Genomic DNA, 22374 nt, shown 5'->3' with positions numbered 1-22374 from the left:
GTAACAATTTTAACATGAATATAAATATTTTTTTAGCAAATCCAAGAGGTTTTTGTGCAGGTGTCAGGCGTGCAATAAATATTGTTAATATTGCATTAAAAGTCTGGGGAAAGCCTATTTACGTAAATCACGAAATAGTACATAATACTTATGTAATTAATCATTTAAAATCTAAAGGAGTTATTTTTAATGCAAATATTAACTCTATTCCATTCGGATCAATACTAATATTTTCCGCACATGGGGTATCTAAACATCTAAGAAATCAAGCTATAAAAAGAAAATTAAAAATAATTGATGCAACTTGCCCACTCGTAAAAAAAGTACACAAAGAAGTATCACATGCTAGTAATTTAGGATTTGAAGCCATACTTATAGGAACTGCTAAGCATCCAGAAATAAAAGGAACGTTAGGACAATATAATAATACAAATGGAAAAATTCATCTTATAGAATCTATTAAAGACGTTTTAAACTTAAAAATTAATAATCCTAAAAAACTAATGTTCATGACTCAAACTACATTATCTTTAGAAAGAATTAATCCTATTATTAAAGAACTACATAAAAAATATCCTAATATAATTAGTCCTAAAAAACCAGATGTCTGTTACGCCACTATTAATCGTCAAAAAGCAGTAAAAGAACTATCAAAAATATCTGATATTATAATTATTATAGGTTCAAAATATTCTTCTAATTCTAATCAGCTTATGAAATTAGCACAAAGAACAGGAAAAAAATCTATGCTAATAGATTCTAAAAATGAAATAAATGTAAGTGACTGGATTAACAACAAACAATCTATTGGAATAGCATCTGGAGCTTCTACTCCAAATATTGTTATAGAACAAATAATAAATAAATTAAAAAAAATAAAAAAATCTACTATAAAAGAAATGGATGGAATAAAAGAGAATATCACATTTCATATCCCTAAAGAGTTAAAAAATATAGAAAAAAAATAATATTCATTATTATAGGAACTTCAAATGCACAGTAAGCTATTTAGAATTGCTATCTCAGGTGCTCGAGGAAAGATGGGGACAAGTTTAATTAAAGAAATACTTAAAAATAATTACAAAAATATATTTCTTAGTTCTGTCATAGTAAAAAAAGAAGATTCTTCAATTGGACAAGACATAGGGAAAATTATAGGAATAAAAAACGCAGGAGTTTGTGTTTCTGACTCTTTAAAAAAAGAAATTAATAAATTTGATATTCTTATAGATTTTACTAATCCAACAAGTACAATAAAACACTTAAAAATTTGCGCTTTAAACAATAAAAAAATTGTGATAGGAACAACAGGATTATCTAATACAGATATAAAAACAATTAAAATTTTATCACAAAAAATTAGCATTGTCTTTTCACCAAATTATAGTATAGGAATTAATCTAATGTTAAGTTTGTTAAAAAAGACATCAACTACTATAGGAAAAGATTCTGATATTGAAATTATTGAAGCACATCACCGTGAAAAAAAAGATGCTCCTTCTGGAACAGCAATAGAAATGGGAAAAGTAATTTCAAATGAAATGAACTGGAATTTTCAAAAACAAGCTATATATACAAGAAATGGTTTAACAAGAAAACGAAGAGAAAATGAAATTGGGTTTTCAAGCATACGTGCAGGTGATATCATTGGAGATCATACAGCAATTTTTGCAAGTCCAGGTGAACGAATTGAAATCACACACAAAGCAACTAATAGATCTATCTTTTCTAAAGGAGCAATCAAAGCAGCAATATGGTTAATGTTACAAAAAAAAGCAGGATTATTTAATATGTTAGATGTATTAAATATATAATATATGTTATATCAAAACTAATATGATAAATATTTGATAAAAAACGAACTATAATTATGTGCTCTTCTTGGAGAATGTTTTGAATATAGCAACTACCTTACTATCACAAGCAGTTTTAATATTGAGTAATGGAATTATTTTTTATGGAAAATCCATAGGAATATCAGGAGAAACTCTAGGTGAAGTTGTATTCAATACATCCATGACTGGATATCAAGAAATTTTAACCGATCCTTCCTATTTAAACCAAATCATTACTTTTACTCATCCACATATTGGAAATGTTGGAATTAATAAAAATGATTGTGAATCTAATATTATTCATGCAAAAGGACTAATTATTCGCGATCTTTCAATTATCTCTAGCAATTATAGAAGTGAAATAAATTTATCAACTTATTTAATAAAAAATAAAATTATAGCAATTTCTGATATTGATACAAGAAAACTAACAAGAATTCTTAGAAATTCCGGGTCTCAATATGGGTGTATTACTACCCAAAAAACATTTAAAATTTCTGAAATATTAAAAAAAATTCGCGCTATAAATAATTTAAAAAATATAGATTTAGTAAAAATAGTTAGCACAAAATCTCCATATATATGGAATAAAGGAAGTACTCACATTAATAACAGTACAAAAGTTTTCTCAATTAAAAAAAAATTAAAGTTGCATGTTATAGTATATGATTTTGGAGTTAAACAAAACATACTAAGAATGTTAGTAGATAAAGAATGTCGTTTAACCATTGTACCTGCAGAAACTCCTACAAAAGAAGCTTTAAAGTTGTTCCCAAACGGGATTTTTTTATCAAATGGGCCAGGCGATCCAAGACCATGCAAATATGCTATTGCTTCTATTAAAGAGTTTTTAAAAATTAATATTCCAATTTTTGGAATTTGTTTAGGACATCAATTATTAGCTTTAGCTAATGGAGCACAAATAATAAAAATGAAATTTGGACATCATGGAAGTAATCATCCTGTACAAGAAGTAAATTCTAATACTGTTATGATAACTTCACAAAACCATAATTTTACAGTAAATCCTACTAATCTTCCAAAAAACATACTAGTAACACATACCTCGCTTTTTGATGGCAGTATACAAGGTTTGCGTATAATTAACAAAAATGCATTTAGCTTTCAAGGACATCCTGAAGCTAGTCCTGGACCTCATGACACTATGATGCTATTCGACAAATTTGTTAATCTTGTAAAAAACTGTAACTATCATTTTACTTATAAAGAGAAAAAATGCCAAAACGTACTGACATAAAATCTATTTTAATACTCGGTTCTGGTCCAATTGTTATTGGACAAGCATGCGAATTTGATTATTCCGGAGCCCAAGCATGCAAGTCCTTAAAAGAAGAAGGGTATAAAATTATTTTAATTAATTCAAATCCAGCTACTATTATGACTGACCCTAATATGGCTGATGCTACTTATATTGAACCTATCCATTGGAAAGTCATAAAAAAAATTATTCAAAAAGAAAAACCAGATGCAATTTTACCCACTATGGGAGGACAAACTGCTCTAAATTGTGTTTTAGATCTTAATAAACATGGAATATTAAAAAAATTTAAAGTAGAAATAATAGGAGCTACTATTAATTCTATCGAAAAAGCAGAAAATAGAAAGTTATTTGAAAAATCTATGAAAAAAATAGGATTAAATACTGCAAAATCAGAGATTATTAATGATATAAAAACAGCATCAAAAACTATTCAAAATATAGGATTTCCAGCTATAATTCGTCCTTCTTTTACTATGGGAGGTAGTGGAGGAGGAATAGCATATAATTACGAAGAATTCAAAGACATTTGTGAAAGAGGATTAGAAATGTCTCCATCAAAACAATTATTAGTTGACGAATCCTTAATAGGTTGGAAAGAATATGAAATGGAAGTAGTAAGAGATAAAAAAGACAATTGTATTATCGTTTGCTCAATAGAAAATGTAGATCCTATGGGAATACATACTGGAGATTCCATTACTGTTTCTCCTGCTCAAACTCTAACAGATAAAGAATATCAAATAATGAGAAATGCATCAATATCAATTTTAAGAGAAATTGGTGTAGAAACAGGTGGAGCTAATGTTCAATTTGCCATAAACCCTAAAAATGGAAAAATGATTGTTATTGAAATGAATCCTCGCGTATCTAGATCATCTGCATTAGCTTCTAAAGCTACAGGTTTTCCTATTGCAAAAATTGCAGCAAAATTAGCTATAGGGTTTACTTTAGATGAACTTAAAAACGACCTAATAGGATCTAATACTACAGCATCTTTTGAACCAACTATAGATTATATAGTAACTAAAATACCTAGATTTAATTTCGAAAAATTTTCAGGATGCAATAACAGATTAACAACACAAATGAAATCTGTAGGAGAAGTTATGGCTATTGGTAGAACTTTTCAAGAATCTATACAAAAAGCTATAGTAGGACTAGAAATTGGAGCAAGCGGGTTCGATCAAAAAATTAAGGAAAATACATCAGAAACAATAAAAACAATTCATTATGAACTAAGAGAAGCTGGATCTGATAGACTGTGGTATATTGGAGATGCATTTCGTTTAGGAATATCCATAAATGATGTATTCAACCTAACTTTAATCGATAAATGGTTTTTAACACAAATCAAAGAACTAATAGAAATAGAAAAATATATACAAAACATAGATATAGAGAATATTAGTTATTCTTCATTTCAACTATTAAAAAGAAAAGGATTTTCTGACTTAAGAATATCTATATTAACTAATAAATCTGAAAAACAAATTAGAAATATCAGACATAATTTAAATTTATATCCAGTATATAAAAGAATAGACACTTGCGCTGCTGAATTTAAAAGTGAAACAGCATATATGTATTCCACATGGGAAGATGAATGTGAATCAAAACCAATTCATCATAATAAAAAAATTATTATCCTTGGAGGAGGACCTAATAGAATAGGACAAGGAATTGAATTCGATTACTGCTGTGTTCATGCATCATTAGCTTTAAGAAAAAGTGGATTTGAAACTATTATGATTAATTGCAATCCAGAAACAGTGTCAACCGATTATGATATTTCTGATAGATTATACTTTGAACCAATTACATTAGAAGTTATTTTAGAAATTGTACGAATAGAAAAACCTAACGGGGTTATTATACAATATGGAGGTCAAACACCATTAAAACTAGCAAAAGAACTTGAAAAAGAAGGAGTTCCTATTATAGGAACAAATCCTACTTCCATAGATAAGGCAGAAAACCGAAAAAAATTCCAAAAAATCGTGTCTAATTTAAAATTAATACAGCCCGCTAATTCTACTGTAACAAATTTAAAAGATGCTATATCACAATCTAAAATTGTTAAATATCCTATTATGATTAGACCGTCATATGTTTTAGGTGGACGAGCAATGGAAATAATTTACGATGAATCTGGATTAATAAATTATTTCAAAACTTCTGTAACATCTAAAAACAAAAGTCCTATTTTACTAGATCATTATTTAGACAATGCAATTGAAGTAGACGTAGATGCTATTTGTGATGGGAAAAATATTTTAATCGGAGGAATTATGGAACATATTGAACAAGCTGGAATACATTCTGGTGATTCAGCGTGTTCTTTGCCTGCACATACTTTAGATAAAAATATTCAAAATACTATTAGAAATCAAGTTAAAAAACTTGCATTTTCACTATCAGTAAAAGGATTAATGAACGTACAATTTGCAATAAAAGACAAAAAAATATATGTGTTAGAAGTTAATCCTAGAGCAGCAAGAACGGTTCCTTTTGTTTCAAAATCTACTGGAATAGAACTAGCAAAAATTGCTGCAAGAGTAATGATTGGAATTACCTTATTAAAACAAGGTTATACAAAAGAAATTATTCCTTCTTATTATTCAGTAAAAGAAGTAGTGCTACCTTTTAATAAGTTTCAAGGATCTATTCCAATACTTGGTCCAGAGATGAAATCTACTGGAGAAGTAATGGGAATAGGAAAAAATTTTCCAGAAGCTTTTTCAAAAGCAATGTTAAGTGCGCAAATAAACATAAAAAAATTAGGACGAGTTCTACTATCTGTCAAAAATAGTGATAAAAAAAGAATTTTAAACTTAGCTAATTTACTTAATATGATCGGTTTTAAATTAGATGCAACATTAGGAACTGCAAAAATATTGAAAAAAAATGGAATAAATGTTAGAATAGTAAACAAAGTCTACGAAAGAAGGCCGCATATACAAGATCGAATTAAAAATGGTGAATATACATATATAATTAACACTACTGATTGTAATCAAGCTATTATTGACTCAAAAACAATTTGTCAAAGTGCTTTACAATATCAAGTACATTATGACACTACTTTAAATGGGGCTTTTGCTACAATTATGTCTATTAAAGAATGTCCTGTTAAAAATGTTATATCTTTACAAGATAGGCATAAAACAATTTTCAAAAAATAACATTTATTAAAATATCTGATATTAAAACTAATAAAACTGAACTTATTATAATTTTAAAAAATTAAATATGAACATTAGTATCATTGCAGCAATGTCAGAAAACTTAGTAATTGGAATGAACAATTCTATACCTTGGCATTTACCATTAGATCTAATATGGTTTAAAAAAAATACAATAAATAAAAGTATTATTATGGGTAAATCAACTTGGGATTCAATTAAATATGAATTACCAATGAGACAAAACATAGTACTAACTCACAAAAAAATAAAAAATCATAAAAATACATATTTTACAAATTCTATTGAAAAAGCTATTAAATTAGCAACTAACAAAAATGAAATAATGATTATTGGTGGAGGACAATTATACTCTCAAATGTTGCCTTTTACTAAAAAATTATATCTAACAAAAATAGAAATAAATATCAAAGGAGATACTTATTTCCCAACATATAAAAATATACATTGGAATACAGTATTTATAGAAAATCATAAATCAAATAAAAAAAATGACTACAATTTTCAATTCCAAATTTTAGAACGTAACATCAAAATAAAAAATTTATTACTTTCTTATTAAGTATATGTTTCAGACTTTTGTTGAAACCATTTCTTATCTTCAAATCGCAACATACTTAATGCTCCTCCCCAACAACACCCAGTATCTAACGAAATAATATTAGATGGAGTAAGATTTTTTTTCAAAGAAGCCCAGTGACCAAAAAAAACATAATAATCTTGAAAATTTGTATTTTTTATCAAAAACCATGGTAACAAGGGAAGTGTATCTAAAGAAGGAGATTGTTTACATTTCAAATCTAACATACCATCGCAATAACAATACCGCATTCTTGTAAATACATTTAAACTAAAACTTAAACAATCTAAATCTTGAAATGAATAATTGACATATTTCACTATATTATTATTAAATATACTTTTAAATAATGAATCACAACTATTATCACACAAAATAGATTCTAATTGTTTAGAATACACTTTAGCTGTATACATATTCCAAAAGGGATGAATTCCAGCATGAACCATGATAATTTTTCTTTTCTCATCTATTTGCAATAAAGGTTGCCTACGTAACCAATCAACTAAATCATCAATGTATTTAGATTTTAACATATCTAAAATAATGTCGTTCTTAGATTGCTTGTTTTTTATATTGAAATAAATAGCTATTAAATTTAAATCATGATTACCCAAAACTACATGCGCATGAGAACCAAGAGAAGAAACAAAACGCATAACTTCAATAGAATTAGATCCCCTATTTACTAAGTCTCCAGTTAACCACAAATGATCTAATTTTTCATCAAAAACAACTTGCTCTAATAATTTCATTAATTCATTATAACAACCATGAACATCACCAACAAAATACGTACTCATATATTGTACCCATAAATATTTTTTAAAATTATTCTTTTAACTATTGCAATAACAATTATATTAATCTATATAATTTGACAATTTAAAATATTGTATTACTGATAAATTTTCAGCACGTAACATGGGATCAATTTTAAGTTTCTTTAAAATATTTTCACTAAATAATTCAGACAAGCTATTTTTTATTATTTTTCTTCTTTTTCCAAAAGCTAATTTAGTAATTTTAGCTAAATTATTTATATCTCTAACATAATACTCTTTACTTTTATAAGGAACTAATCGTATAAAAGTAGAACAAACTTTTGGAATAGGTCGAAAACATTCAGGACTAACATCAAATAAATGCGTAATTTTACAAAAATATTGCGCGATAACACTTAACCTACCATAACTTTTAGTACCTGGTAAAGCTAACAATCGATTCGCTACTTCTCTCTGAAACATAAAATGCATATCGAAAATATTATTATATTTGAAAAGATATAATAATAGTGGTACTGAAATATTATACGGTAAATTTCCAAACACTCGTATAGAATTACAAAAATTTTTTTCTATACAAAAAAAGTTAAATTTTAAAACATCTTCAACAAAAATTACTATATTATCGATATCTTTAAAAGATAAATACAATCTAGTTGCCAAATCTTGATCATATTCTATTATGAATAATTTATACAAAAACTTGTAAATATGATATGTTAATGCACCTAATCCTGACCCAATCTCTATAATTACGTCTGTTTTTTTAGGATTAATACTTTTAATAATATTGTCAATTACGTCATTATCAATCAAAAAATTTTGACCCAACCTTCTTTTGATAATGTGCTTATTATATTTAATCATATTACCTACAATTTAAAATACGATACATTATAAGTGACAAAATAATAATACACCTATATTTAACAAAATTTTGAAGTTAAAATTTTTAAAATTACTAACACATATTTAAAATAAGTTCATACATTTATTCTTTAATTTAAACAATTTTATACTTGTATAAAAATCAATAACATTAAAAATACTATATATCTATTTATATAAATTTTGTTAATTTCTATAAATAATTTTAACTACAATATTTTAATATAAGTGTAAACATTTATTATAATATTTGCTTGAGATTAAAAACGTTTTTATATACTATACATATAATTAGTTATTCACGATACCACAAAACTATTAACACATTAAAATTACTATATAAAACGTTATATTTATTTATATAAATAACAAATTTAAAATATACATCATCCACAGTCAACAAAAGTATTATAATTATTTTACTATGAAATACTTATAAAATACTTTTCTAAAAATTTCAAGACTATCATTCATGCTCTTAATAGATTTCGTTATCATTCAACCTTTTATAAATAAAAATGAGAAAATATGGAAGACTGGTTTTTATACTTAGTAAAACAATCTATTTTTTATTCATTTCCTATAATTATAATAGTAGCATTTCTAGAATCTCTAGCGTTAGTAGGTTTATTCCTTCCTGGAATCATACTTATGGCTGCTTTAGGAACACTAATAGGAAATGGAACATTAAATTTTTATCCTTCTTGGATAGCAGGGTTTATTGGTTGCATATGTGGAGATTCAATTTCATATTATCTTGGTTGGAAATTTAAAACATATTTAAACAATCTTTATTTATTAAAAAAAAACAAAACAATTGTAGAAAAAATAACAAATACTTTAAATAATTATACTGCTGCTACAATATTAATAGGAAAGTTTATCGGGCCTACTAGACCTTTAATTCCTATGGTATGCGGGATGTTAAACTTATCTCTAAAAAAGTTCTTTGCTTCTTCCATATTTGGATGTATATTATGGCCTCCTATATATTTTTTTCCAGGAATTGTAACTGGAATAGCAATTAACGTCACAAAAATAAAAGAAAATTCAAGTTTTAAATTTCTGGTTTTTTCCTCAATTATATTAATTTGGCTAGGTTTATGGCTAATTTGGAAAATTCTAAAAATACAAAAAAATAATTTTACTAAACAAAAAATTTTTTTTAATAAAAAAGTACTAATATTTTTATCTATATTGAATTTAACATTAGGAACTACTATTATACTCACGTTATATTTTTATCCAAAAACTATTTTTTAAAATTATTAAAAATGAAATTGTTATAAAATACACAAAAAATTATTTATGAAAATCTATACTTATCAAATTATTAATTATAATAACTTTAAATCTTTATAAATTGTTAAAATTAATTTGTATCGGCACGACATATTTTAACTTTTAAATTGCTAATTTTTAAAATTGGTATTTTAATCTATCGTACTTGCACGTGCCGATATTTAAAATTATTATATTTTTAAAAAATCCATATGTATAATTTTAGCTTTAAAAGCATGTCGTTGTATTGATTGTATTTTAACTTTATATTTGACATTATCGATTAATAATAGAATTTTTTCTTTATAAATATCAGAATTAAGAACTATATTACAAATAATATTATGATCTAATTCTATACAAATGTTAGGCTCTGAATTACAATATATTACAGCTGGAAATTTATTTTTTAAACGTAATCGACGACTGGCACTTTTACCCTCTTTTTTACGTTTATCTACATTAATAGTTATCATTTATTTTCCACTTTATCAAATTAAATACATAAATACACCACTTGCTATAAATATAAAATAATAAATTATTATCTATAATGTATTTTTATAAAAATACATTATATAAACATTATTAAAATGTATATTTTACAATGAATTTAACCAATGAATTTCTTCTTTCCATAATGTTTTATCTTTAGTTTCCAATATAATTGGAATATTTTCACAATTAATATTTTTTATGATCCAATCAAACGCTAATCTCCCGATATTTCCTTTTCCTAAATTATGATGTCGATCAATACGACTATTAAATTTTGATTTAGAATCGTTAAAATGCATACCACATAAATAATTTAATCCTATTGTATTATCAAAATGTTTAAAAACTTGCTCACATGATAATATTGTTCGTAAATCATATCCAGAAGAAAATAAATGACATGTGTCTAAACATATTCCAATACGATTTTTATCTTCTATTTTGTTAATAATAAATATTAAATGTTCAAAAGAATATCCTACATTTGTTCCTTGACCAGCTGTATTTTCTATTACTAATTTAACTTTAATGGTTTTTTCTAATGCTATATTAATTGAATCAGAAATTCTTTCTAAACATTTTTTTTCACTAATTTTGCATAAATGACTTCCAGGATGAAAGTTTAAAAATTTTAACCCTAATATTTGACATCTCAATATTTCATTGACAAAAGCTAATCTAGATTGATACAAATTATCGTCATAAGGATGACCTAAATTAATTAAATAACCACTATGAGGTAAAATTTGATTAGACGAATAATTAAAATTTTTACATGCTACTTTAAAACTTTCAACATTTTTATCTTTTAATGTTATTACGCTCCACTTTAAAGGATTATCTATAAATAATGCAAAAGCAGTAGCTCCTAAGTTCCTTGCTCTAATAACTGCTTGATCCAAACCTCCTAATGTACTAACATGAGCTCCTATATATCTCATTATTATTCCTAAATAATATTATTTTAAAATAAAGTAAGACTTTTAAAAAGTATTTATTAAAATTAAATTGTTTTATAAAAATTACGAAATAAAAATTTTTAAATAAAGTTAAAATATATATTAATAATAATTTACATTTTAAATGAGAATACTACTACAAATTACCACAAAATTTTAAAATTTATCAACTATTAATATAAACATTTTATAAAAATTTATAAAAACATTTTATAATATCATGTATTTTCGTATAACAAAACTGGAAAATAAAATGAATAATCTTATAACATTTCATCAAATTATTTTTATATTAAAAAATTATTGGCAAAACCAAAGTTGCACTATTATTCAACCATTAGATATACCTATAGGCGCCGGAACATTCCACCATAAAACGTTCTTCGGAGCGATTGGTTCTAAACCTACTTCTATTGCATACGTTCAAGCATCAAGGAGACCATCTGATGGAAGATACGGTAATAATCCCAATCGATTACAACACTATTATCAATTTCAAGTTCTAATCAAACCTACACCAGATAATATTCAAAATCTATATTTACAATCATTACAAATTTTAAACATAGACCTAAAAAATAACGATATACGATTTATAGAAGACAATTGGGAAAACCCAACGTTAGGAGCATGTGGACAAGGATGGGAAGTATGGATTAATGGTATGGAGATTACACAATTTACTTATTTTCAACAAATGGGGGGAATTAATTGTGATCCAATTCCTACTGAAATAACATACGGATTAGAACGAATAGCACTTCATATACAAAATAAAAAAAATATATACGATATTGTATGGAATACAAACGAAATAAATATCACCTATGGTGAGTTATTTTTTCAAAATGAACTAGAACATTCTATATACAATTTTGAATATTCTAATATCAATATTTGTTCTAATTTGTTTAAAATACATATTCAAGAAGCAAAAACAATAATGAATCTACCTTCTCCTTTATTATTACCAGCATACGAACATATGTTATATGGAATACATTATTTTAACTTATTAGACGCAAAAAGAGCTTTATCTACTACTGAACGACAACAAAATATTTTAAATATTAGAAGTATTATAAAGAAAATTGCTAAACAACACTATAATAAAGAAAAAAATTAAAATCTCTTACAAAAAAATAAATAAGGATCTTACTAAATATGAATAAAACGTTTTTAATAGAAATTGGAACTGAAGAATTACCTCAGAAATCATTACAAAACATAGCTAAATCTTTTAGAAACAATGTAATTCTTTTACTAACTAAAAATCATATACAATATAAAAAAATATTGTGGTTTGCTACACCAAGGCGAATAGCTATAAAAATAGAAGAGTTAAATACAAATATAATAACACTTAAAAAAAAATATAAAGGACCTTCTATCTCAAACGCTTTTGATGCTTTAGGAAATCCTACTCCATCAACACAACATTGGATAAAAAAATTAGGAATTACAATAGATAAAACATCTCGAATAAAAAATAAAAAAAAAGAATGGTTATATTATGAACACTATACTAATAATCGAACAATCGAAGAAAAACTTATAGAAATATCTATTTTTTCTATTAAAAATAGTTCTGTTCCTAACTTCATGAAATGGAATATAAGCAATATACAATTTTCTCGACCAATTCGAAACGTAGTCATGCTATTAGATAATAAAATTATAAAAGCAGAAATCTTAGGAATACAAACTAATAGATTACTTTATGGACATCGTTTTATGAAAAATAATGTAATTAATATTTCTCATGCAAACGAATATCCAGAAATATTATTGAAATTTGGAAAAATTATTGCTGATTATAATATAAGAAAAAATAAAATTAAAATAGAATCTAAAAAAATTGCTAATTCTTTTGGAGGACATTTAAAAATAAGAGATCAATTATTAGATGAAATAACTTCACTAGTAGAATGGCCTATTGTTCTTCTAGCTAAATTTAATAAAAAATTTCTTGATCTCCCAAACGAAATTTTAATACACATTATGGAAAATCAACAAAAATACTTTACTATATATGATCACAATAACAAATTAACAAATAACTTTATTATTATATCAAATGTTGAATCAAAATATCCTAAAAACATTATTCTTGGAAACATTAAAGTATTAAATTCTCGATTTTCTGATGCAGAATTTTTTTTTAAAAAAGACCAAAAAATACCATTTAAAAAGTATCAACCATTATTAAAAAACGTCATTTTTCAACACTCTTTAGGATCTCTTTATGATAAAACAAATAGAATAAAATATTTAATTTCTTGGATAACAAAATTTACTAAAGCTAATCTCAAAGATTGCATTCAAGCAGCAAACTTATGTAAATGTGATTTAATTACCGATATAGTCTTTGAATTTCCTAAAATGCAAGGAATAATAGGAATGTATTATGCATTAAATAATGGTATACACAAAGATATAGCAATTGCTATACAAGAACATTATCTTCCTAAATTTTCTCAAGATATAATTCCATCACATCCTATTTCTTATTCTTTAGCATTAGCAGATAAAATCGATACTTTAGTTGGATTGTTTTTCATTGGAAAAAATTCTACTTCTGGAGATAAAGATCCATTTTCTTTGAGAAGACTAGTTATTGGAATTATAAGAATCATTTTAACAAAAAAAATATCTATTAATTTATTTAAATTATTTAAAAAATCATTAAATATATATGATAATAATATTCAAAACAAAAACGCTATATTAGAAAATTTAAAAAAATTTGTTTTAGAAAAAATGTATTTTATATATATAAAACAAAAATATGTTCCCATAATCATAAAATCTGTACTAATATGCGAAGTTCCATATTTAATAGACCTAGATCTTAGAATAAAAGCTATTTCTAAAATATATAATTCAAATACTTTAAAATCGCTAATCTTAATTCATAAAAGAATTTCTAATATACTAAAACTATCTTCAGAAGCGTTACATGAAGAAATAAATAAAAAACTCATAAAAAAATTAGAAGAAAAAATAATAATTTCTTTGTTAGAACACACACAAAAAAAAATACAACTATTCCATGAAAATAAAGATTATCCATCTATATTATTAGAGTTATATAATCTATATCAACCAGTATGCAATTTTTTTGAAAATGTTAAAATACAAGATATAAATACTTCTATCAAAACTAATAGGTTAATTATATTAAAAAAAATACAAAATTTATTTTTTATAATCGCAGACTTTTCATATTTTTATTAAAATTTATATTTTACATTTTTATTTGTAATTTTATAAATCTGAAACGATAATGACGAAAAAACATGAATATAAAATAATATTCTCATAAATATACCAATCAATCATTGTAAAACGAAAAATTTTCAATAATATCCATTTCTAAAATAGTAGAACATCGCTGCTACTGAAAATGTAGTAGCCAAAGTTATTAATTTTTTAATACACTTAAGTTAAAAGATAAGTTTAAAATATCACAAAATAATAAACCTTTAAATCTATTAGAACTTTTACAAATTCGATCTGAAATTGCAATACTATTATTTATTAAATATTATAAAACTAGATAATAAAAATATTATAATAATAGGGCTAATTTCTATTTTAAATACAGATATGAAGCTTAAAATTAATAAACATCATGAAATAAAAATAATATAATTTCAATAAACAAACTTCACAAAAATCTTAAAACTATATAAAAAGTAAATAAAAAATAAAATCAAAAAAATATAAGAATCTTAATAAATCATAATCTTATACTAGACTAACATATTTGATAGAAACAATTTCAAAATTAAATCGTAGATATTTATGGAATACAAAAAACCTATGAGAGAATTAAATCATAGGAAATAGATAAATATAAATAACATATAATAATATCATTCATTTCTCTAAAATAATTTACTTAAATATTTCGTAGTCCAATATTTTTAAAATATTTAATATTTTATTTATTTATATTAATAAATTACAATAAATTTTTATAAAAGCTTCCTATAAAATCAATACTCTAATTAAATCAAAATTGTAACATTATCTATTAAAAATAATAAATAAATCATTGATATATAAACAATTTTCCAACATAAAAAGTTATATACTAATTTATTTCGTTTCAATATATTTATCTTATAAAAATGAGAAATACATTAATTCTTATATAGACAAATCATTAATTTTATTTTTAGAATAAAAACTTGAATTATAATTCTAGTAATAAATAAAGAACTAAATAACGAAGTAAAATTCCTACTATATAGTTATAATAAAATTTTTATAATATCAGAACCAATACAAAATTAAAGATATCATTAACATAATAATATTTACATTAAACATACTAAAACTAAATTATAAACAACCTTTTCATATTACTTCACGGAATACATAAATTATCATTGTTTATTCTCGCATACGCTCATTAATCAATACATTTAAATCGATAAAGAATACTAACAAATAGTATTTTTTATATTACTATAATAAGAGAAGAAAACGATTCTAATTTAGGTAGAATAGACAACTTTTACTTCAGAAATATCACGTATCTCAAAAATCTTAAATGAATAATCCGATACTAAATCAATTTTAGCTATATCAAGAATACTTTTTCTTCTTAAAAATATATTTTTATTAATATAAACGTTACTATTAATATATTCTACAAAAATATAACTATATATTTTCTATATTATTTTTAGTAACATTCGATGCAATATTGCCGACCAAATTATTTGATTTTATATCAACCTTAACTTTATTTAAATAATTTATTATATAATTAGAGTCTAAAATACATTTTCTATAATAAATGTGTTATTATAAAGTAATATTAAATTAACATCATCTAACCTAATATAATTTATAATAATTAAAAACATCACTATTTTCGTATTGAAGTAATACCTGTATTATACTAAATGAAATTCTATCATTATATTAATACTAAGAATTTCCTTTATTTAAATGCTATTATTTAAACTAAGTAATTCCACGGTAATGTAATTAAGATTGAATTGCTTATATCAATAAATTCTAAAATACTTAATTGACATGTATGATTCTTTTGAGCTAGTTTTTATACTGTCATTTTTAATTTTTTATATCTATATTTATGTAATCATTTTTAATAATATAATCTAAAAAATGTCGCTTTATATTGAATTAGTATTACTTAGATATATAATCAACATTTATTTTCAATAAAAAGTAAGCTCTACCTAATAAATTTGAACCTAAACGTGTTGAATTTTATGCTAAAATATTTAAAAACTTAGGATAATTTTTGTAAGAAGAAAGAGATATAACTTTTTATGTTTAATAGTATCGTATATAATTCATAAAAAATCTCTGATTTCTCGTTCATTTAATTAAAATATAATGCACTTTTATTCTTTATTTTCGAATTAAAATAATGAATATATTACTTTTTTAAAACGTTAAACAATTCTAATATACATTTTCGAAAAACCTAATTATGTTTTTTCGAAAAATCTATTCGTATAAACAAAATATTTTAATACAAATTTAAATATGAGTAAATTAATCCTAAAACAATATAATTTTCTTTCACATTATTTTAAAACTAAATAATTTTTAAGGTACCTTTTGGTAATACTGATAAAATATAATCATCTTTTATTAATACTTCAACATTATTATTTAATTCTAATAAAATATATCCTATTGTAGTAATTCTTTTAACTTTTCCTATAAAACCGCTAGCAGTCAATATTTCATCTCCTTTGGAAAGAGAATTAATGAGAGCTCTATGTTTTTTGACTTTATTTTTTTGAGGACGAAAAATTAAAAAATAAAAAATTGATAAAAAAAATAGCGACATATATAATAATGAATATAGACTATTTTGTTGAATATTACTGTTAGCAGAAAAAGCTTCAGAAATTAAAACATTCATAAAAATATTTCCTCATATTTATTGTTTAACAAAAATGAAACATCATTTTAACTATGTTTTAAATGTTTTAAAATTACTAAAAATACATTCAAATAATTAGAAATTTAATATCTATATTATCTAAATTTAATTAAAAAGTTATTTAATAATATAAAACGTATTTTAATATTTCTATCGTCGTTTAAAAAATTAAAAAATTTTATTTAAAAATATTAAAAATAAAATTTATATAAAATCTATCAACGTTTCTATAATTTACTAAAACTTATTTTCTTACTCAATCAATCTATAAATCTTTTCTTAACATTGCTTTAAATTTTAATTCTAAAGCTGTAATACATGTTTTTAAAATTCTTGAAATATCTTTTTCAGTAAAAGTATGTTTTTTACTTTCAAACGTAAAACGCAAAGCTAAACTCTTTTTTCCTATGCCTATTTTATCTCCACGGAAAATATCAAATAAATTTACTTCAACTATTCGTCCAGAAGAACACTTCTGACATGTTTTAATAATATCTTCTACTGGAATTGTTTCATCTACAATTATAGAAATATCCCTAATACTTCGTGGATATTCAGAAATTTTTTTTATTTTCATATAATGAAATGAAGCGATATCATCCCATATTAATTCAAAAATAACTGTTTTACCTTTTAAATTTAACTTTTTTTCTAAATCTGGGCTAATAGTTCCCATAATACCAATTTTTTTATTTTTAAAATAGATAGCAACACTTTGGTTAGGATGTAATCCTGAAATACTAAATCTTTTAAAAGTAACTAAATGTAATTTTCCTAATAAATCCATAATAGATTCTACATCACCTTTTAAATCATAAAAATCTACTTGTTTATCTAAACTATCCCAATGAGGTTTATTTTTATATCCACTTAGTACACCAGATAAATATAAACTTTGTTTAATTCCCAAGTTTTCTTGAGAATCTTGTAAAAAACATAATCCACTTTCAAAAAAACGTAACCTATTCTCCTGTCTATTTTGATTATAAATAACACTAGATAATAAACCAGTCCACAAAGAAACTCTCATAGACGACATTTCTTTGGAAATAGGATTAGACAAATATAAAGGAGCTATATCAGGAAAAAACAATTTTTGAAAATTAGGATCAACAAATCCATATGTAATAACTTCATGATATCCTTGATCAACTAAAAATAACTTAATTCTATTTAATGTAATATATATTTCATTATTATGTACAATATTAGAACATGTTGATATAGGAATAGAAGAAACATTTTTATATCCTAAAATACGTAATAATTCACTAATAACATCTTCTTCTATATCAATATCAAATCTCCAACTAGGTGGTACGATTAACCAATGTTTATTATATACAGTTATTTTAAAACCTAATTTCGTTAAATTATGAATAACTATCTCATCATTAATAACATATCCAACAATTTTATATAATTTTTTTCGAAATAATTTAATAGTTTTTTTATTGAATATTTTATTATTCTTAATTTCTGTTGTAATACTACTAGCTTCACCTCCACACAATTTTAAAATTAAATAAGTAGCATATTCTATAGCATTATATTGTATATTAAAATCAATACCTCTTTCATAACGTTCTGTAAAAATGTTCTTACATCCATATTTTAAAGACTGCTTTAAAACATTAAAATTATTATAAGATCCACACCCTAAAAATAAATTCTTTACATTTAAGTTTATATCTGAAGCATATGAATTAATATGACCGCCTAAAACTAATATTTTTTCTTCATCTGAAATTACTATGATATTATCATCAATAACAACTTTTCTATTGTCTTTATTAATAAAGTTTTCATTTTTATAGGATGTTCTCACAACAACTCTTTTTAAAATACTATTTAAATTCATAATATATAATGGTTGACCTAATTCTATCAATACATAATTTATAATATTTTTAATAATATTAGACGGTTCTATAGACGATCGCTTAAGTTTTTCTAACATCCAAAAAGGAGTATTATTTTTCGTATTAACATTACTTATAATGCGTCCAAGAAAACGAAAACATATATTTGGAATATCAATTGATATTTCTAACCTATTTGAACAACTATTTTCTAAAACTGGATATTTTTTTAAAGAAGGTAAAGGTAAATCATTCTGTGCTGCAACGTTTCGTGCAATACCTAATATACTTAAAGCATCTGAACGATTAGGAGTACTACTAATTTTAATAATATTATCATCTAAAAATAAATATTTACATATATCTGTTCCTACTACAGAATTTAATGGTAATTTCACTATATTAGTGTCTAAATTTGTTATACCAATGTCTTCATAAAAGCAAATGATTCCATTAAATTTTATTCCTTTTGATTTAATTAAACTCATAAACGTATAATCAAATAATTTAGAAATTTTAGTAGCTATTACTACTTTCATTCCTTGTACAAAATCTATCTTTCTTGATATAACATGGATATGCTTATTTCTTCCAATATTAACTTTAACTAAAAATAATTCCATAGAACTATAACGCTGTAAACATTCAATAATTTCACCTACAATTAAATTACTACATACGCTTGAAACTTTAATAACTTTTTCCACTTCTATTCCTAATTCTGTAATTTGATCACACAACACACTAATATTCACATTAGGATTTATCCATTCTCGTAACCATTTTTCACTAAATTCCATTATTACACACTCACTATTATTTAAACTGTTTAAGAAATTTTAAATTATTCTCGAAAAAAATACGAATATCAGTAATGCCATGATATAACATAGTCATTCTTTCTATTCCTAAACCAAAAGCACATCCAGAATATATCTCGGAATTAATATTAACATTTTTTAACACATTTGGATGAACCATTCCACATCCTAATACTTCTAACCACTTATTATCAGTTCCTAAAATATCTACTTCAGAAGACAAAAAAGTAAAAGGAAAATAAGATGGTCGAAATCGAATATTAATATTATTACAAAAAAAATAGTTTAAAAACAATTCAATTATCCATTTCAAATTAGAGAAAGTTATATTTTTATCAACAATTAACCCTTCAATTTGATGAAACATAGGAGTATGAGTTTTATCACAATCATTTCTATATACTTTTCCTGGAATAATAATTTTAATTGGCAATTTCATTTTTTTCATAGATCTAATTTGCATATTAGAAGTTTGAGTACGTAATAAACGCTTAGAATCAAACCAAAAAGTATCATGATCAGTTCTAGATGGATGATTTTTTGGAATATTTAACGCATCAAAATTATGATAATCATCATCTATCTCTTGACCATATACAATTTCAAAACCTAATTTCAAAAAAAAATGTTCTATATTGTCAATCATTTTAGTTATTGGATGTAATGAACCAACGCTATTACGACGTCCAGATAATGATATATCAATAAAATTGTTTTTTAATGATACATTATAAAGTAATATTTCTAATTTTTTTTTGTGTTTGCTAATTTCTACCTTTAAATCATTTTTAAATTTATTAAGTTCAGAACCAACTTTTTTTTTATCTTTTAGAGACATATTACGTAATTGAGATATTTTAGAAGCAACATAACCCTTATTTCCAAGATATTTTATCCTTAATAAGTCTAAATCTTGTAAAGTTTGAGTTTTTTTAATTTCTAATTTTGCTAAATTAATTAATTTTAGACAATCAAACACGATTTTCTCCGCTTATATAAATAGCTATTAAGATTTATAAATATTAAAGTAAAAATCTAAATAATATTAAAAAGCTTCCAAAATGGAAGCTTTTTAATATTATTTAGTAATTAAAAATAATATAAATTATAATTTATAATTTGTACTATATTTTACTAATTACTCTATATAATTTATTATATAAATACTTTTAAAATCAAGGGAGATCAAGTTACTCTCCCTCTAAGATTTCAATTTTTATAAAGAATTTTTTGAATTTTCCACCAATGAATTAAAAGCATTTTTATCAAAAATAGCAATTTCAGATAATGTTTTCCGATTAATATCTATTGATGCTTTCCTTAGTCCATATATAAACTGACTGTAGGACATGTGATTCGGTCGTACTGCAGCATTAATTCGAGTAATCCATAATTTTCTAAATTGACGTTTTTTTTGACGACGATCACGATAAGCATATTGCCCAGATTTAATAACTGCTTGACAAGCCGATCGATATGTTTTTGATCTTGAACCATAATAACCTTTAGCTTCTTTTAACACTTTTTTATGACGAAAACGAGCAGTTACCCCACGTTTTACACGAGCCATATTATAAACTCTCCTTTTTCTAATATACATTCAAATTAATTTATAGATAAGGCAAAAATAAACGAACTTTATTATTGTCTCCCTTAGATACCATTACTTTTGAACGTAAATGTCGTTTTCGATCAGTAGATTTTTTTGTTAAAATATGTCGCAAATTGGCTTGTTTTCGCTTAAATTTACCAGATGCAGTTTTTCTAAAACGCTTAGCTGCACTGCGTAATGTTTTAATCTTAGGCATTATATTTTCCAATTTAAAATAAATATAAAAATTTAACAAAGTAACCACAATTAATCTAATAATCAATATATTATAAAAAAATTATTGTTTTTTCTTAGGCGATAAAATCATGATCATTTGACGACCTTCAATTTTAGATGGAAATGTCTCTATTAAAGCTAGTTCTACTAAATCGTTTTTGATCCGATTTAACACTTTTACACCTATTTGCTGATGAACCATTTCACGCCCACGAAAACGTAAAGTTATCTTTACTTTATGTCCATCTGTTAAAAAACGAGTTAAATTGCGTAATTTAACTTGATAATCACTTTCATCAGTTCCAGGTCGAAACTTTATCTCTTTAATATTTACTACTTTTTGTTTTTTTCTCTGTTCTTTTATAGATTTACTTTTCTTATATAAAAATTTTCCATAATTCATAATACGACACACTGGAGGTTCAGAATTTGGACTAATTTCAACTAAATCCATTCCTGCTTCTTTTGCTTTATTTAGAGCATCTCTTAATGTAACAATACCAACTTGATTTCCATGAAAATCAGTAAGACGAACTTTTAAAGAACGAATTTCGTGATTTATACGATTTGGCTTTGTTATTTGTATTCTTTTTCCGACTTTAATACTTTATTCC

Annotated in this window: 18 protein-coding genes; 8 read left to right on the top strand and 10 right to left on the bottom strand. The window is 23.9% G+C overall.

Features of this window, described 5'->3' with window-relative positions; all coding sequences use genetic code 11:
* The first annotated feature begins 20 nt into the window (after positions 1–20).
* The 5 genes from ispH to folA all read left to right on the top strand — a co-directional run bounded on the left by ispH (position 21) and on the right by folA (position 6882).
* Complete coding sequence (gene ispH, locus UAT33_00680; GenBank protein ID XBC44097.1) at positions 21–968, top strand: 4-hydroxy-3-methylbut-2-enyl diphosphate reductase; 948 nt, start codon at positions 21–23, stop codon at positions 966–968.
* Between the two features lie 24 nt (positions 969–992).
* Positions 993–1814: a 4-hydroxy-tetrahydrodipicolinate reductase gene (gene dapB / locus UAT33_00675; GenBank protein ID XBC43971.1), complete on the top strand. Its 822-nt coding sequence runs from the start codon at positions 993–995 to the stop codon at positions 1812–1814.
* Positions 1815–1893: 79 nt separating this feature from the next.
* Positions 1894–3093 (top strand): glutamine-hydrolyzing carbamoyl-phosphate synthase small subunit, encoded by a 1200-nt coding sequence (gene carA, locus UAT33_00670; protein ID XBC43970.1) that lies wholly within the window; start codon positions 1894–1896, stop codon positions 3091–3093.
* Positions 3072–6299 carry a carbamoyl-phosphate synthase large subunit gene (carB, locus tag UAT33_00665; GenBank protein XBC43969.1) on the top strand — a complete coding sequence of 1076 codons (3228 nt, stop codon included), beginning with the start codon at positions 3072–3074 and terminating at the stop codon, positions 6297–6299. Before carA ends, carB begins: the two co-directional genes overlap by 22 nt.
* A 67-nt stretch (positions 6300–6366) precedes the next feature.
* On the top strand, positions 6367–6882 hold the full coding sequence (folA, locus tag UAT33_00660) for a type 3 dihydrofolate reductase (protein XBC43968.1): 516 nt from the start codon (positions 6367–6369) through the stop codon (positions 6880–6882).
* On the opposite strand, the gene UAT33_00655 is transcribed toward folA, so the two are convergent.
* Positions 6879–7703: a symmetrical bis(5'-nucleosyl)-tetraphosphatase gene (locus tag UAT33_00655; GenBank protein ID XBC43967.1), complete on the bottom strand. Its 825-nt coding sequence runs from the start codon at positions 7701–7703 to the stop codon at positions 6879–6881. The two genes, folA and UAT33_00655, sit on opposite strands and share 4 nt — an antisense overlap.
* A 60-nt stretch (positions 7704–7763) precedes the next feature.
* A complete protein-coding gene (gene rsmA / locus UAT33_00650) occupies positions 7764–8552 on the bottom strand; it encodes a 16S rRNA (adenine(1518)-N(6)/adenine(1519)-N(6))-dimethyltransferase RsmA (protein XBC43966.1) in 789 nt (262 codons plus the stop codon).
* Positions 8553–9101: 549 nt separating this feature from the next.
* On the opposite strand from rsmA, the gene UAT33_00645 reads away from it, so the two are divergent.
* Positions 9102–9836 (top strand): DedA family protein, encoded by a 735-nt coding sequence (locus UAT33_00645; protein XBC43965.1) that lies wholly within the window; start codon positions 9102–9104, stop codon positions 9834–9836.
* A gap of 209 nt (positions 9837–10045) precedes the next feature.
* Here the strand turns inward: UAT33_00645 and rplY are convergent, their stop codons facing one another.
* A complete protein-coding gene (rplY, locus tag UAT33_00640) occupies positions 10046–10330 on the bottom strand; it encodes a 50S ribosomal protein L25 (GenBank protein ID XBC43964.1) in 285 nt (94 codons plus the stop codon).
* 126 nt (positions 10331–10456) lie between these two features.
* Positions 10457–11293: a deoxyribonuclease IV gene (gene nfo / locus UAT33_00635; GenBank protein ID XBC43963.1), complete on the bottom strand. Its 837-nt coding sequence runs from the start codon at positions 11291–11293 to the stop codon at positions 10457–10459.
* Between the two features lie 259 nt (positions 11294–11552).
* On the opposite strand from nfo, the gene glyQ reads away from it, so the two are divergent.
* Positions 11553–12437, top strand: a complete 885-nt coding sequence (gene glyQ / locus UAT33_00630) for a glycine--tRNA ligase subunit alpha (protein ID XBC44096.1) — start codon at positions 11553–11555, stop codon at positions 12435–12437.
* Between the two features lie 38 nt (positions 12438–12475).
* Positions 12476–14548: a glycine--tRNA ligase subunit beta gene (glyS, locus tag UAT33_00625; GenBank protein XBC43962.1), complete on the top strand. Its 2073-nt coding sequence runs from the start codon at positions 12476–12478 to the stop codon at positions 14546–14548.
* A 2347-nt stretch (positions 14549–16895) separates the two neighbouring features.
* Here the strand turns inward: glyS and yajC are convergent.
* The 6 genes from yajC to infC all read right to left on the bottom strand — a co-directional run bounded on the left by yajC (position 16896) and on the right by infC (position 22364).
* On the bottom strand, positions 16896–17228 hold the full coding sequence (gene yajC, locus UAT33_00620; protein ID XBC43961.1) for a preprotein translocase subunit YajC: 333 nt from the start codon (positions 17226–17228) through the stop codon (positions 16896–16898).
* Positions 17229–17514: 286 nt separating this feature from the next.
* On the bottom strand, positions 17515–19911 hold the full coding sequence (pheT, locus tag UAT33_00615) for a phenylalanine--tRNA ligase subunit beta (protein ID XBC43960.1): 2397 nt from the start codon (positions 19909–19911) through the stop codon (positions 17515–17517).
* Between the two features lie 16 nt (positions 19912–19927).
* Positions 19928–20911: a phenylalanine--tRNA ligase subunit alpha gene (gene pheS, locus UAT33_00610; protein XBC43959.1), complete on the bottom strand. Its 984-nt coding sequence runs from the start codon at positions 20909–20911 to the stop codon at positions 19928–19930.
* Positions 20912–21148: 237 nt separating this feature from the next.
* Positions 21149–21502, bottom strand: a complete 354-nt coding sequence (gene rplT, locus UAT33_00605; protein XBC43958.1) for a 50S ribosomal protein L20 — start codon at positions 21500–21502, stop codon at positions 21149–21151.
* 40 nt (positions 21503–21542) lie between these two features.
* Complete coding sequence (gene rpmI, locus UAT33_00600; protein XBC43957.1) at positions 21543–21740, bottom strand: 50S ribosomal protein L35; 198 nt, start codon at positions 21738–21740, stop codon at positions 21543–21545.
* Positions 21741–21821: 81 nt separating this feature from the next.
* On the bottom strand, positions 21822–22364 hold the full coding sequence (gene infC, locus UAT33_00595; GenBank protein ID XBC44095.1) for a translation initiation factor IF-3: 543 nt from the start codon (positions 22362–22364) through the stop codon (positions 21822–21824).
* Positions 22365–22374 lie beyond the last annotated feature (10 nt).

This window comes from Buchnera aphidicola (Floraphis choui) (assembly GCA_039830045.1).
Classification (GTDB): domain Bacteria; phylum Pseudomonadota; class Gammaproteobacteria; order Enterobacterales; family Enterobacteriaceae; genus Buchnera_B; species Buchnera_B aphidicola_AX.
Note: the sequence above shows the minus strand (reverse complement) of the source record. Positions and strands in the feature narration are given on the sequence as shown.